Source organism: Clostridium sp. UBA1652, assembly GCF_002320975.1.
Lineage (GTDB): Bacteria > Bacillota > Clostridia > Clostridiales > Clostridiaceae > Clostridium_T > Clostridium_T intestinale.
This window is the reverse complement of record NZ_DCLI01000036.1, coordinates 67,960-81,444: the sequence shown is the minus strand read 5'-3', so window position 1 is coordinate 81,444 and position 13,485 is coordinate 67,960. Positions and strand designations below refer to the sequence as shown.

General features: G+C 28.1%; 13 protein-coding genes. 12 read left to right on the top strand and 1 reads right to left on the bottom strand.

Annotation, left to right across the window (positions count from 1 at the left end):
* Window positions 1-249 precede the first annotated feature (249 nt).
* The 8 genes from B3N22_RS05645 (at window position 250) to B3N22_RS05610 (ending at window position 7,962) form a co-directional block, all read left to right on the top strand.
* Window positions 250-573: a hypothetical protein gene (locus B3N22_RS05645; RefSeq protein WP_286905353.1), complete on the top strand. Its 324-nt coding sequence runs from the start codon at window positions 250-252 to the stop codon at window positions 571-573.
* Window positions 574-592: 19 nt separating this feature from the next.
* Complete coding sequence (locus B3N22_RS05640; RefSeq protein ID WP_286905352.1) at window positions 593-1,789, top strand: TcaA 3rd/4th domain-containing protein; 1,197 nt, start codon at window positions 593-595, stop codon at window positions 1,787-1,789.
* A gap of 61 nt (window positions 1,790-1,850) precedes the next feature.
* A complete protein-coding gene (locus tag B3N22_RS05635; RefSeq protein ID WP_286905351.1) occupies window positions 1,851-2,432 on the top strand; it encodes a hypothetical protein in 582 nt (193 codons plus the stop codon).
* Between the two features lie 162 nt (window positions 2,433-2,594).
* Window positions 2,595-3,893: a murein hydrolase activator EnvC family protein gene (locus tag B3N22_RS05630; protein ID WP_286905350.1), complete on the top strand. Its 1,299-nt coding sequence runs from the start codon at window positions 2,595-2,597 to the stop codon at window positions 3,891-3,893.
* A 139-nt stretch (window positions 3,894-4,032) separates the two neighbouring features.
* A complete protein-coding gene (locus B3N22_RS05625) occupies window positions 4,033-4,191 on the top strand; it encodes a hypothetical protein (RefSeq protein ID WP_286905349.1) in 159 nt (52 codons plus the stop codon).
* A 143-nt stretch (window positions 4,192-4,334) separates the two neighbouring features.
* Window positions 4,335-5,102, top strand: a complete 768-nt coding sequence (locus B3N22_RS05620; protein WP_286905348.1) for an ABC transporter ATP-binding protein — start codon at window positions 4,335-4,337, stop codon at window positions 5,100-5,102.
* Window positions 5,095-7,038, top strand: a complete 1,944-nt coding sequence (locus tag B3N22_RS05615; protein ID WP_286905347.1) for an ABC transporter permease — start codon at window positions 5,095-5,097, stop codon at window positions 7,036-7,038. The genes B3N22_RS05620 and B3N22_RS05615 overlap by 8 nt, the downstream gene beginning before the upstream one ends.
* Before the next feature lie 195 nt (window positions 7,039-7,233).
* Complete coding sequence (locus B3N22_RS05610) at window positions 7,234-7,962, top strand: GntR family transcriptional regulator (RefSeq protein WP_286905346.1); 729 nt, start codon at window positions 7,234-7,236, stop codon at window positions 7,960-7,962.
* 90 nt (window positions 7,963-8,052) lie between these two features.
* Here B3N22_RS05610 and B3N22_RS05605 read toward each other — a convergent pair whose 3' ends face one another.
* A complete protein-coding gene (locus tag B3N22_RS05605; protein ID WP_286905345.1) occupies window positions 8,053-8,877 on the bottom strand; it encodes an MBL fold metallo-hydrolase in 825 nt (274 codons plus the stop codon).
* A 139-nt stretch (window positions 8,878-9,016) separates the two neighbouring features.
* On the opposite strand from B3N22_RS05605, the gene B3N22_RS05600 reads away from it, so the two are divergent.
* From B3N22_RS05600 to clpX, 4 genes are all read left to right on the top strand, one after another.
* The gene (locus B3N22_RS05600; protein ID WP_286905344.1) at window positions 9,017-9,850 is read left to right on the top strand and encodes a hypothetical protein; all 834 of its coding nucleotides are present in this window, start codon (window positions 9,017-9,019) and stop codon (window positions 9,848-9,850) included.
* A 228-nt stretch (window positions 9,851-10,078) separates the two neighbouring features.
* The gene (tig, locus tag B3N22_RS05595) at window positions 10,079-11,368 is read left to right on the top strand and encodes a trigger factor (RefSeq protein WP_073017826.1); all 1,290 of its coding nucleotides are present in this window, start codon (window positions 10,079-10,081) and stop codon (window positions 11,366-11,368) included.
* Window positions 11,369-11,540: 172 nt separating this feature from the next.
* Window positions 11,541-12,140, top strand: a complete 600-nt coding sequence (gene clpP / locus B3N22_RS05590; protein WP_021802881.1) for an ATP-dependent Clp endopeptidase proteolytic subunit ClpP — start codon at window positions 11,541-11,543, stop codon at window positions 12,138-12,140.
* A gap of 26 nt (window positions 12,141-12,166) precedes the next feature.
* Window positions 12,167-13,456 (top strand): ATP-dependent Clp protease ATP-binding subunit ClpX, encoded by a 1,290-nt coding sequence (clpX, locus tag B3N22_RS05585; RefSeq protein WP_286905343.1) that lies wholly within the window; start codon window positions 12,167-12,169, stop codon window positions 13,454-13,456.
* Window positions 13,457-13,485: the final 29 nt, after the last annotated feature.

Here is a 13,485-nt window from a genome sequence, read left to right as displayed (position 1 = left end):
ACTCAATGAGATTATATGAGGAAAATCCTCTTAAAAAGAGCATAAGAGCCTTGAGAGGGGACTCAAAACTCTTATTATAATAGGGAAGAATAAATCTTCTATTTCATTATACATAAATTACCTTATTAAATAATTACAAATAGCTTAAAAGTTATTAAAAAATACTTAAGAATATATTAAGTTTGTAAGGATTTGTGGTATTATTAGTTTCAAGAAAGAAATTATCAGTAAGAAAGGTTGCTAAAGAATATGTTATTATTTAAAATTGATGGAGTTAGTTTTTATAAAGAGGATTTTCAAGATGATTTTCATGAATATCAGGATATTATTCCTATAATAGAGGAGTTTCAAGATGCATTAAACATAGAAAAAATAACTTGTGCAGATTTAAACGACTGCTGCGAAAAAACAAAAGAGAATTATTTTGCTCAGATACAAGGTTTTATTAATGAAGAAGATGAATTTTTACTTATAGATGAAGTTGAAGAAGGAAAAGAGCATTTAGACTTATTTGTTATAAGAATATATAAATGTATGAGTTGTAATAAATGGATGATTGACATCTTGGAGTAATTTAAATGGGGGGATGTTAGTGAAGGATAAATTTTTAAAACTTTTAGAAAAACTAGTAGTGTACTTTAAGAAAAACATTAAGATTATAATACCTATTATTTTAATCATTTCCTTAGCTGTAGGTTATGGAATAGGGTATGTAAGAAGTACAAAAAGGTATTTTTTTAATAACCTAACAAAGGCAGTAAACAAAGAAGATACAAAAAGATTATCTAAACTTATCTCTTATAAAGGAGATAAAAACGATCTTATACCATTAGTTGAATATTTAAAAATTGATAATAATAAAAATAGTTTTCTACAATCTATTAAAAACAATGAAAAATATAATAACTTTACATTAACTCAAGATAAGGGACTTTTATTTAATAAATATAAATTAGAAGTAAAGCCAGTAGAAATACATATTGGGGTTAATTATCCATCGGAAATCTACATAAACGATTTAGAGTCTGGTAAAGCTGATGAAAATAACAAGCTTAGTATAACTAAAGCTATTCCAGGTTTATATAAAATAGAAGGCAAAGCTGTAAATGAATATGGTGAAGTTAAGGCAGATAAGGAAGTTTCAATTTTTAAAGATACAGATGTATCCTTAGAACTTGAAGGTAACTCCTTAACTATAAATTCTCCTTATTCTAATGGAAAAGTTTATATAAATGGTGAAGATATAGATAAAAAGGTAAGTGATATTAAAGATTTCAGCTTTTTTTCTTCCGATGAAAAAAACAAGGTATCTTTTGATTACGATTTTCCATGGGGAACTATAAAAAGTGAAGAAGTTTCTATAGGTAAGTATCCAGAGGTAGCCCCTAAAATTAATATAGTAAATGATAAACTTAAAGAAGATATAAATAGTACTATAAAAAGTTTTTATGATAGCGTATTAGCCTCTCTAAATAAGGAAGATATGAACCTTATTAAAGAAGTACCAGAGGATTTAAGATTTTCAATTTATTCTGATTTAACTAAAAAGTATTTTCTTCTTAAAAATACCTACACATTAAAAGACCTAGAAATAAATATGGAAGAAGATTCTTTTAAAAACGTTGAAGGAAATAAATATACAGGTAAGGCCTTAGTTAAATTAAGTTATTCAACTTCAAAAAATATTGCAGGTTTAGTTTTTGGAGAAAATAAAGAAGAGAAGTCTTTTATAACCTTCTGTGAGTATATTGATGGGAAATGGAAGATTGTTTCATTAAACAAAAATTAATTAATATAAAAAATAAAACATTATATAAATAGTAGTAAGAAATATTTTTGGAGATGTAAATATGAAAAAGTCCTTAGGAATTTTAAGTATTTTCTTTATCTTAATAATATCCTTACTACTATTTTTTGTATTGAGTTATAGGGAGAGACCAAGTAATATTAATAAGGAATTATGGAGTTATGGAAAAAAGGTTAGTAAAAGTTTAAACAATTCTATTGAAGATTTAGCTAAAACTAATATAAGTGATGATAGCGTATTTTTAAATAATTCAAATAAAGCTAAATTCTTTTTAATAAAAGATGAAAAAAAATTTAGAAAGTTGATTTTTAGGCAAGGAAAAGACTTGGTAGATGAGGGTAAAGTGGTTACTAGTGAAGAAAAAACACTTTATAAGGCAGTAATAGATTATTATATACAAATGGAGAAGGTTGACGAACTCATAAATGAACATGATGGTATTTCATTAAAGAATTTAGCAGAAGAAAATAAGGATAACACAACTGGTGTGGCTAAAAAAACAGAAATAATCAATGAATTTGTGGTATTAAATAATTACAATAAAGCCATAAAAAATATATATGGATATGATGAAGAAAGTAAAATTAACAAAATAATAAAAAAGTTAAAAGCTTTTAAAAGTTAATAATATAGGACATGAAAAAATTCTATAATCATAAAAATTAACCATTCTAATGTGAATATTTTCAAAACAATCTTAAATATAATTAAAAATTCAGTTATATTGTTAAAAAAAATTGATTTTACTGTTATAATGTTGAAAGAAGATATTTTGTGGGGGTATGGAATGGCAAAGAAAAGTATAATAGTTATTATGAGTATCTTTTTTTCATTGACTTTATTTCCTGTAAATGAAGTTAAAGCAGAAAATTCAGATCAGATTAAAAATCAGATTGAAAATAATAAAGATAAGATAGATGGACTAAATAATCAAAAAAATAAACTTAATCAAGAAAAGAAAAGTAACGAAAGTGAACTAGATAAGCTTCAAGAAACAATTGATGGAAAAAATAAAGAACTTTTATCATCGCAACAAAATGTTTCTAAATATCAAAAAGAAATAGATGCCCTGCAAGGGGATATAAATTCTGTACAAGCTGAGCTTGATTCCTTGGAGAAAGATATAAAAGACAAAGAACAAGACATTATACAAAAGGAAAAGGATAGGGAAGAAAAAGAAGAACTATTAGGAAAAAGATTAAGAAGCATATATAAGACGAGTTACGAAGAAGAGCTTATATTTATGTTATTAAATAGCAAAGGTTTTGGAGATTTTATCTCTAAAATGTCAATGGTATCAAGAGTTATAAAAACAGATAAAGCTATGATAGAAGAAGTAAAAAAGGCTAAGAAGGAAGTTGAAGAAGGAAAAGCTTCTTTAGAAAAAAAAGTTTCCTACCTAAATACCGAAAAAGATCAGCTAGCACTTATGCAAGAGGATGTAAAAGCCTCACAAAAAAGTTACATAGAAGAGCAAAACAAAATTAATGCTCAAGTTAGTTCTTTAAAGACTTTAGAGTCACAAAAACAAGGGATTATAAACAATATAGCTTCTAAAGAGCAACAGGTACAGGGTGAAATAGAGGATTTAAATTCTTACAATAAAGATTTACAAAATCAATTAGATCAAATATTTAAGGATATAAACAACAATAATAATAATTCAAACAATGGTGGACAATCTAATAATTCAGGCTCAGAAAGCTTTATAAGACCTACTACAGGGAGAGTTACTAGTGTATATGGACCTAGAGTAAACCCTGTTACAGGAGTAAATGGCTTCCATGCAGGAATAGATTTAGGAGCACCAATGGGGGCGCCTATAAAAGCATCAAAAAGTGGAAAGGTAGTTTTGGCAGGCTATATTTCGGGATACGGTAATACTATCATATTAGATCACGGCAGCGGGGTTCAAACTTTATATCCACATGCAAGTTCTTTAGTTGCGTCTGTTGGACAAACGGTTAGTCAAGGACAAGTAATAGCTTATGTAGGTTCTACAGGTAATAGTACAGGACCACATTTACATTTTGAAATTAGAGTTAATGGACAACATCAAAATCCAACAAATTATCTTAGTTTTTAATAAGGTATCTCTTTAAAATAGTAAAATATATATAAATTTATTAAAAAGTTGTTTATTACTTAGAATTATATTATATAATCTAATTACATAAGTAAAAAATAATGTTAAATTATATAGAATAGCTTTTTAAGGAGGAAAAATGATAAGAATAGAAAAGCCATCTTTATTAAAAAACACACCAGAGTATGAAGATGCGGGAGATAATGTTGTTGTACTTTCTGCAAAGGAAAGGGAAGAACTTGGATATGATAGAGGTTGTTGTGCTAACGGCAATCCTTGCTGTAAAGAGAAAAAATAACCTACAAACTTTATAATAATAAAAATAAGAACCTTACATAAATGTAAGGTTAAGAAGAGAAATGTAAGCCTAAGTTATGGCTGGACATTTCTTTTTTTATTACAATTAATGTATAGTCAAATCAATTAATTGGAGGAAGTTTTATGAAATTATTAGAGGTAAATAATTTAAAAAAGATATACACAACTAGATTTGGAGGTAACCAAGTTCAGGCTCTTAGCAATGTAACATTTTCTGTAGAAGAAGGTGAATATGTTGCTATAATGGGGGAATCTGGTTCTGGAAAAACCACTTTACTTAATATACTTGCATCCTTAGATAAACCAACCAGTGGAGAAATTTTACTTGAAGGTAAAAATGTAGTTTCTATTAAAGAAAGAGAAATAGTTGCATTTCGTAGGGAAAATCTAGGATTTGTATTTCAGGATTTTAACTTACTTGATACCTTTTCTTTAAAGGATAATATATTTCTACCACTTGTTTTATCAAGAAAGTCTTATGATGAAATGGAAAAGAGATTAACTCCTATTGCTGAGAAATTAGGCATTAAGGATATATTAAATAAATTCCCCTATGAAGTATCTGGTGGTCAAAAGCAAAGAGTAGCAGTAGCTAGAGCTTTGATTACGAATCCCAAGCTTATTTTAGCAGATGAACCAACAGGGGCTCTTGATTCTAAGGCTACAGATCATCTTTTAAAGTTATTTTCTGACATTAATAAAGAAGGTCAAACAATACTTATGGTTACCCATAGTACAAAAGCTGCAAGCCATGCTGGAAGAGTTCTTTTTATTAAAGATGGGGAAGTATTTCATCAGCTTTATAAAGGTTCAATGTCTAATGAGGAGATGTTTGAAAAAATTTCAAATACCCTTACAGTCATTGCAACTGGAGGTGTGGTGAATGAGTAGATTATTTTACCCAAAACTTGCAGCTATAAATATAAAAAAGAATAGTAAAACCTATCTACCGTTTATAATAACCTGCATATGCACCATCTCAATGTTTTATATAATGCATGCACTTTCTATGAATGATGGGATAGAAAAAGGACCTGGAGCTTCTGCAGTAAAAAACACCCTTCAATTTGGAACTATAGTAATAGGGATATTTTCAGCAATATTTCTTTTCTATACAAACAGTTTTCTAATCAAAAGGCGTAAAAAAGAAATTGGATTATATAATGTGTTAGGTCTTGAGAAAAAGCATATTTCTAAAATATTGTTTTTTGAGTTTATCTATACCTTACTTTTCAGCCTAATATTTGGACTGATTTCAGGTATTATATTAAATAAACTTATGTTCTTAGCATTACTAAAGATTCTAAATTTTAAGGTAGCTTTTGGATTCCAGTTATCAGTACAATCTATTTTATTTACGTTGACCGTTTTTGTAGGAATCTTTGTAGCTAATTTATTATTTAACTTAATTCAAATAAAAATTTTGAAACTTATAGAATTATTAAGAGGTAATGAGACTGGAGAAAAAGAACCTAAGACAAAATGGTTAATGACGTTAGTAGGATTAATAGCTCTTATTAGTGCATATGTAATTGCATTAACTATTAAATCCCCAGTTGCAGCTTTAGGCAATTTCTTTATTGCAGTTATATTAGTTATGATAGGAACTTATGCTCTTTTTACCTCGGGAAGTATTGTTATATTAAAAACCCTTAGAAAAAATAAAAACTTCTACTATAAGACTAGTAACTTTATTTCTGTTTCTGGCATGATGTATAGAATGAAACAAAATGCAGTTGGGCTTGCGAATATTTGTATTTTAAGCACTTGTGTACTTGTGATGATATCAACAACAGTTTCTCTTTATTTAGGCGTGGATGATGCTATAAAAAATAGGTACCCTAGAGAGATAATGATAAACAGTAGCAAGGTTACAGAGGAGCAGGCCCAAAATATAAATGAAATAATAGATGCTGAATTAAAAAATACTAATATAAATTTAGATAAAAGATTTAATTACTGGAGTAACATATTTACTACTAAAAAAAATAACGAAAACTTTCAAGTTGTAAATAAATCTGGTTTTTCAAATGATTTACATGGTATAAATCTTATTTCTATTTCTGATTACAACAGAATAACAGGGGAAAACATAAGCCTTAAAGATGATGAAGCAGTTTTTTATTCAAATGTAGATGGTTTTGATAAAAACAGTATTACTATAGAAAATAAGGTTTTTAAAATCAAAAAAGCATTAGATAAACCTATAGAGGAATTTGAAAGTGACGGAGATGACTTAGGCAACAATTATTTTCTGTTCGTAAATAATATAGATTTGCCAAATGTAAAAGGTAATAAATTTTATGATCTTGAAATGGATGTTAATGGTTCAGAAAAAGATTTAGTTACACTAACTAATAAAATTAGAGAGGCCTTTAGTAAAAATGGAATTGATATTTTTGTTGATAGTGCAGCTGGAGTTAAAGAGGAGTTCTTTTCATTTTATGGAGGTATGTTGTTTATAGGTGTATTTTTAGGAGCATTATTTTTAATGGCAACAGTACTTATAATCTATTATAAACAAGTTTCAGAAGGATATGATGATAAAGAACGTTTTGATATAATGCAAAAAGTAGGAATGAGCAAAGCTGAGATTAAGAAAACAATTAGTAGACAAATACTTATGGTATTTTTTCTACCCCTCATTACAGCAATAATACATGTTGGTTTTGCATTCCCAATGATAACTAAAATTCTTAAAGTGCTAAACATTACAAATGTTAATTTATTTATGTGGCTTACATTAGCAACAATACTCGTCTTTGTTATAATTTATGGAATAGTATTCAGTTTAACTGCAAGAGCTTACTACAAAATTGTTGAATAAATAAGTTGTTTAAGGGTGTAAAATAGTTTTTGAAAAGCTATTTTACGCCCTTATAATTTTAATGAAATAAGATGTTATAATATTAGGACAATAGGACATTAGGTTATCCTAATATTAGGATATTATAATATTGGGACAACTTTAAAACCTTAAGAATAATATACAATTATAGAATTAAAAAAGGATTTTAAATAAATGAAATTAGATTATAGTAATAAGGCAGCTCCTTTATACCATCAAATTAAAGAGTTTTTACTAAATAAAATTAAAAATAATAAATACAAGGTTGGAGACAAACTTCCCTCCGAGTTAGTATTAACAGAAGCCTTTAAGGTAAGTAGAGTAACAGTAAGAAAAGCGTTTGATGAACTTTTAAAAGAGGGATATATAAAAAAACAAAGAGGAAAAGGAGCTATTGTTATTCAAAATGAAATTAAAACTCCATCCTCAAAAATAGGTGATTACTTGGAAACACTTAATTTAGATCCTTGGGATAGACGTAAAATGATTGGCATTGAAGTGATTAAATCAAGCAGTAAGATATCAGACATGATGAGCTTGGAGCGGGGACAAGAAGTAAAGCGGATTGGAATTACAATATATTCTGTTCAAACGCCTGTATCATACTCTGAAACATATTTATTAAATGAGATAAAAATACCTAATGATTATAAGGAATTTGCAGGCGAATTACATGATATACTAAAGAATTATAATGATATCACAATATCAAAAATTATAGATTATATTAAGATTGTAAAAGTTAATAAAACAATAAGTGATATATTGAAAGTTGAGGAAAATAGCCAAATAATTAAGAAAACAAGAACTTCCTATGATGATAAAGGGCGGGTGTTTGAGTATACTGTTTCTTTTACAAGATGTGATAGATGGGAACTAACAGTAGAGGTATTACCACAATGAAGATTGAAGGTTTATGCTTTAATAAGATTAAATAAAAAAAGCTTAGCATCAATAAACCCACTTATTAATGCTAAGCTTTATAATCTTTATTTATTCAACAACTTCATCAACTAATGAAATAGTTTCTAAATCTTTTGGTACAAATACATTTCCTCTAAAGAAGTAATTAGCCTCAGCAGAGTAAAATTCTTTTTTATTAGCAAAATTATCATCTTCTGTATGTATTAGAATTAGGTTTTTAACTCCTAACTTTTCAGAGATTTCAGCTGCATCTTTTACTGTAGAATGATGTTTTTCATGTGGTGAGTAGATATCTTTTTGTTCATAAAGACAAAAAGCTTCATGAATTAAATAGTCAGCATCATTACAATAATCGAATAAATCATCTTTATAACCTTCATCACCTAAAAAGACAACTTTTTTATTGTCTAAAGTCTTAAAAGTAAAACCAAATTGTTTTAGTTTTGAGCTGTTAATATTAAAGAAAGTTACATTAAAATCTAAAATATCTATATTAAACTTATCAGTTACCTCAATAAATTTAATTCTATTGTCAAAGAATTTAGTGTTTTTTTCGCTTAAAAGTATAGTGCATAATTGTTTTGCAGTTTCTAGAACTTCTTTATGTCCATATACATTTAAGTTTCCTTCATAAACTTCGTTAGAAATTTCACTAGCTATAGCTCGAATAATCCAGCTTATTCCGTTAATATGATCATTGTGAGAATGGGACAAAAACATATTATGAATTTTGTTTAAGGGTATTCTAGCCTTCTCTAAATTAGTTAATATAAGGTTTCCACCACCTGTATCAACTAAAAAATGCTCATTATTTTCATCTGATATAGTGAAACAAGTATTGAAACATTTCGTAACCATAGCACTACCTGTTCCTAAAAAATTTATTTTACACATAAAACCTCCGATAACCTTAAATAATAAAGTTATCAATAATTATATAACATAAATATAAAATTTACAAAATGTATTATTAATTTTATACACTATAAGGTATAATATATTTGTTGAAATAAAAACCTAGGAGGGAAGAATTTTGGGAAAACCTAGTATTTTTAGTAGAGAGTATGAAATGAAGATGAAAAGAAGACGTAGAAGAATATTTTCACTGGTCTTTGTTTTAGTAATAATTGTAGGGATTTTTGCTTTTAGAAGCAATTTAAATACTTATATAACTAAGGCAAAAGATGGAATTTCCTCTATATTCAACAAAAAAGATGAAGCTAATGAAAATCAGTTAGCTACTTCAAAAGAAGAAGCAGAGGTTATAGAAGATAACAAAAAAGAAGAAAATATTATTGAGCAACAACCAGTGGATAATCCTCAGGATCAAGAGCAAGCTGTAGAAATTAAGTTTGGGAATGGTGATACTGCAAAAGCTTTATATGAAGGGGAAGGAGATAATAAACAATATAAGCTAGTTACAGGTCTTCAAAACAGTAATACAGCCTATATAAGCCCTTCAGGAAAAAGTATAATAGCTACAGATATTATAACTCAAGATCTTAAGCTTATTGATATAAATGGAGCAGAAACAATAGTAACAAAAAGCCAATATGTTTCTAAAGCTGGAGAAACCTTTAATAAAGATGACATAATAAAGAGGTATCAAGGATATAAATGGGCAAATGATGGAAGATTTATAGATGATTCTCATATAGCTTATTTAAGTTATCTGCCATATTTTAAAACTGGTGATGTAGATACATATGTATGGATATTAGATACTTCAAATGGCAATCATGCTGCTATCTGGGCCTTAAAAGGAAAAAATATTTCTTTTGGGAATGTAACTGACAATAAATTAGAAGTAACAGTGGATGAAAAAAAATATCTATTGATGAATAACGGAAGCGTATCAAAGCTGTAAATCATGGATATAATTAAAATACATATTGCTATTTGAAAATAGGATGGGGCAACCTCATCCCTTTGTTTTTGGAATTCTTATAGGGAAATTAAGGTTATATAGCTTTATTATAGCTTTATTTAAGAAACTTTTCCTAAAATATTTGATATATTAAAAGTTTGTATGTTATAATAACCTAGTTAAATAAGAACTATTTTCTAAAGGCGAAGAAATTAGGAGGAAAATGTAATGGAAGTTAAAATGGAAAAAATAGAAACAAATGTAGTTAAACTTGAGATAAAAGCTACTGCTGAAAAGTTTAACGAAGCTTTAAATAAAGCTTTTAAGAAAAATCAAAAGAAGTTTAATGTTCCTGGATTTAGAAAAGGCAAAGTGCCAATGGCAATAGTAAAAAAATATTATGGTATGGAAGCTTTATATGAAGATGCTATAAATATAGTTATAGATGAAACTTATTCAACAGCTTTAAACGATAATAACGTAAGACCAGTTGATTATCCAGAAATCGACGTATTAGAAGTTGGAGAAGGAAAAGAACTTGTTTATACAGCAAAAGTTACTGTATATCCAGAAGTTGAACTTGGCGAATATAAAGGCGTAGAAGTTGAAAAAGTAGCTTATGAAGTTTCTGAAGAAGAAGTTCAAAAGAGATTAACTTCAATGCAAGAAAAAAATGCTAGAGTTGAAACTAAAGAAGAAGGAACTGTTGAAAAAGGAAATATAGCAGTTATTGACTTCAAAGGATACATAGATGATGTTGCATTTGAAGGTGGAGAAGGAACTGATTACCCATTAGAAATAGGTTCAGGAAGCTTCATTGGAGATTTTGAAGATCAATTAGTTGGGTTAGCTATAGGAGAAAGCAAGGATGTTAATGTTAACTTCCCAGAAAACTATGGTAAAGAAGAATTAAATGGAAAACCAGCAAAATTTGAAGTAACTATTAAAGCTATTCAAGCTAAAGAAATGCCTGAATTAGATGATGAGTTTGCAAAAGAAGTATCTGAATTTGACACTATAGAAGAAGTTAAAGAAGATATAAGAAAGCAAATAGCTGATGCTAATGCAGATAGAGAAAAAAGAGAATTTGAAGAAGCTGTTATAAATAAAGCTGTAGATAATGCTAAAATTGATGTACCAGAAGTAATGGTAGAGAAAGAATTAGAATCTATGGTTAAAGATCTTGAAACAAGATTACAATATCAAGGATTAACTTTAGAGCAATATTATCAATTCACAGGTAATGATGAAGAAAAGATGAAATCTTACATGAAAGAAACTGCTGATAGAAAAGTTAAAACTGATTTAGTATTAGAAGCTATAGCTAAAGCAGAAAACTTTGAAGTATCAGAAGATGAATTAAAAGAAAAAGCTCAAGAAGTTGCTAAGATGTACTCAGCTGAAGATTCTGAAAAAATGGCTGATTTAATATTAAAAGCTCAAGAGTCAGTATTAAAGCATGATGTATTAGTAGAAAAAACAATAAAATTATTAGTTGAAAATGCTAAAGTAAAATAATAAAATAGTATATAAGATATAATTGCCAGAAACAATATTTCTGGCAATTATTTTCAATATAGTAATTAACAAATGATGAAAAGTTTTATATAATTTTAATATAATTACTTTTATATAAATTGGATATATTATAACTAAAAGGGTAATGTATATAGAAAGCGAGGGATTTAGAATGAGTTTAGTACCATATGTCATTGAACAAACAAGTAGAGGAGAAAGAAGCTACGATATCTTTTCTAGATTATTAAAGGATAGAATAATAATGCTTAGTGGAGAAGTAAACGACGTAACTTCAAACCTAGTTGTATCACAGTTATTATTCTTAGAAAGTGAAGATCCTGATAAAGATATATATTTATACATAAATAGCCCAGGTGGTTCTATTACCTCCGGTATGGCAATTTATGATACAATGCAATATATAAAATCTGACGTTTCAACTATATGTATAGGAATGGCTGCTTCTATGGGAGCATTCTTACTATCATCAGGAGCTAAGGGTAAAAGATTTGCACTTCCTAATAGTGAAATAATGATACATCAACCACTTGGTGGATTCCAAGGTCAGGCTACTGATATTGATATCCATGCAAGAAGAATTTTAAGAACAAAAGAAACTCTTAATAAAATATTAAGTGAAAATACAGGTAAGCCATTAGAAAAGATAAATGCAGATGTTGAAAGAGATTATTTCATGACTGCAGAAGAATCAATGGAATATGGTTTAATAGATAAGGTTATTAGAAAAATAGAAACTGCTAAAGAAAAATAATTGACTATTTTAGAGAGGTGTATTGGATGGCAAAATTTGATGATAAGAAGCAACTAAAGTGTTCCTTTTGTGGGAAAAATCAAGATCAAGTTAAAAGATTAATAGCTGGTCCAGGAGTTTATATTTGTGATGAATGTATAGAACTTTGTTCTGAAATAATTGCAGATGAATTTGAAGAACCTAAAATACTGACATCTACAGAATTACCAAAACCATTAGAAATTAAAAGTCATTTAGATGAATATGTAATAGGTCAAGAAGATGCTAAAAAATCACTTTCAGTTGCTGTCTATAACCATTATAAAAGAATTAATGCAAAAGAAAAGGAAACTGATGTAGAGCTTCAAAAGAGTAATATATTACTTTTAGGACCTACTGGATCAGGTAAAACTCTTTTAGCTCAAACTCTTGCTAAATTTTTAAATGTTCCTTTTGCCATAGCAGACGCAACAACTTTAACTGAAGCTGGTTATGTAGGAGAAGATGTAGAAAACATTCTTTTAAAGCTTATTCAAAACGCCGATTATGATGTAGAAAGAGCAGAAAAAGGAATAATCTATATTGATGAGATTGATAAAATCGCTAGAAAATCAGAAAATCCTTCAATAACAAGAGATGTATCAGGAGAAGGTGTTCAACAGGCACTTTTAAAAATATTAGAAGGAACTACAGCTTCTGTACCACCACAAGGTGGCAGAAAGCATCCTCATCAAGAGTTTATACAAATAAATACATCTAATATTCTATTTATTTGTGGTGGAGCATTTGATGGTATAGATAAGCTTGTTGAAAAGAGAACAAGAAGAAGTTCTATAGGTTTTGGAGCAGAAATAACTTCAAAAACTAATAAGGACGTAGGTAAACTTCTAAAAGATGTAATGCCAGGAGATTTATTAAAGTTTGGATTAATTCCAGAGTTTGTAGGAAGACTTCCTATAGTTGTAACATTGGAGTCTTTAGATCACAGTGCATTAATAAGTATTTTAAGTAAACCTAAAAATGCTTTAGTTAAACAGTACAAAAAGCTATTTGAATATGATAATGTTGAATTAGAATTTGACGAAGAAGCTTTAAGAGCTATTGCAGATGAAGCAATAAAGAGAAGTACTGGGGCTAGAGGGCTTAGAGCTATTATAGAGGATACTATGACAAACATAATGTATGAAATACCTTCAAGAGATGATATTGCTAAAGTTGTAATAACTAAAGAATCAATAATATCTAAAGAAGAGCCTACAATTATCATAGGGGAATCTAAAATTAAAGAATCGAAAAGTAAAAAACTTAAAAAAGGTAAAGATGTAGAAACAGCTTAATGCTATATTAAAAGTCTCTTATATAGAGG

What these genes read in the sequence shown, in the direction of transcription:
- B3N22_RS05620 (WP_286905348.1), top strand. Translation starts at nt 4,335, where the DNA reads ATGAAATTATTAGAGGTAAATAATTTAAAAAAGATATACACAACTAGA.
- B3N22_RS05625 (WP_286905349.1), top strand. Translation starts at nt 4,033, where the DNA reads ATGATAAGAATAGAAAAGCCATCTTTATTAAAAAACACACCAGAGTAT.
- clpX (WP_286905343.1), top strand. Translation starts at nt 12,167, where the DNA reads ATGGCAAAATTTGATGATAAGAAGCAACTAAAGTGTTCCTTTTGTGGG.
- B3N22_RS05630 (WP_286905350.1), top strand. Translation starts at nt 2,595, where the DNA reads ATGGCAAAGAAAAGTATAATAGTTATTATGAGTATCTTTTTTTCATTG.
- clpP (WP_021802881.1), top strand. Translation starts at nt 11,541, where the DNA reads ATGAGTTTAGTACCATATGTCATTGAACAAACAAGTAGAGGAGAAAGA.
- B3N22_RS05645 (WP_286905353.1), top strand. Translation starts at nt 250, where the DNA reads ATGTTATTATTTAAAATTGATGGAGTTAGTTTTTATAAAGAGGATTTT.
- tig (WP_073017826.1), top strand. Translation starts at nt 10,079, where the DNA reads ATGGAAGTTAAAATGGAAAAAATAGAAACAAATGTAGTTAAACTTGAG.
- B3N22_RS05615 (WP_286905347.1), top strand. Translation starts at nt 5,095, where the DNA reads ATGAGTAGATTATTTTACCCAAAACTTGCAGCTATAAATATAAAAAAG.
- B3N22_RS05605 (WP_286905345.1), bottom strand. Translation starts at nt 8,877, where the DNA reads ATGTGTAAAATAAATTTTTTAGGAACAGGTAGTGCTATGGTTACGAAA.
- B3N22_RS05610 (WP_286905346.1), top strand. Translation starts at nt 7,234, where the DNA reads ATGAAATTAGATTATAGTAATAAGGCAGCTCCTTTATACCATCAAATT.
- B3N22_RS05635 (WP_286905351.1), top strand. Translation starts at nt 1,851, where the DNA reads ATGAAAAAGTCCTTAGGAATTTTAAGTATTTTCTTTATCTTAATAATA.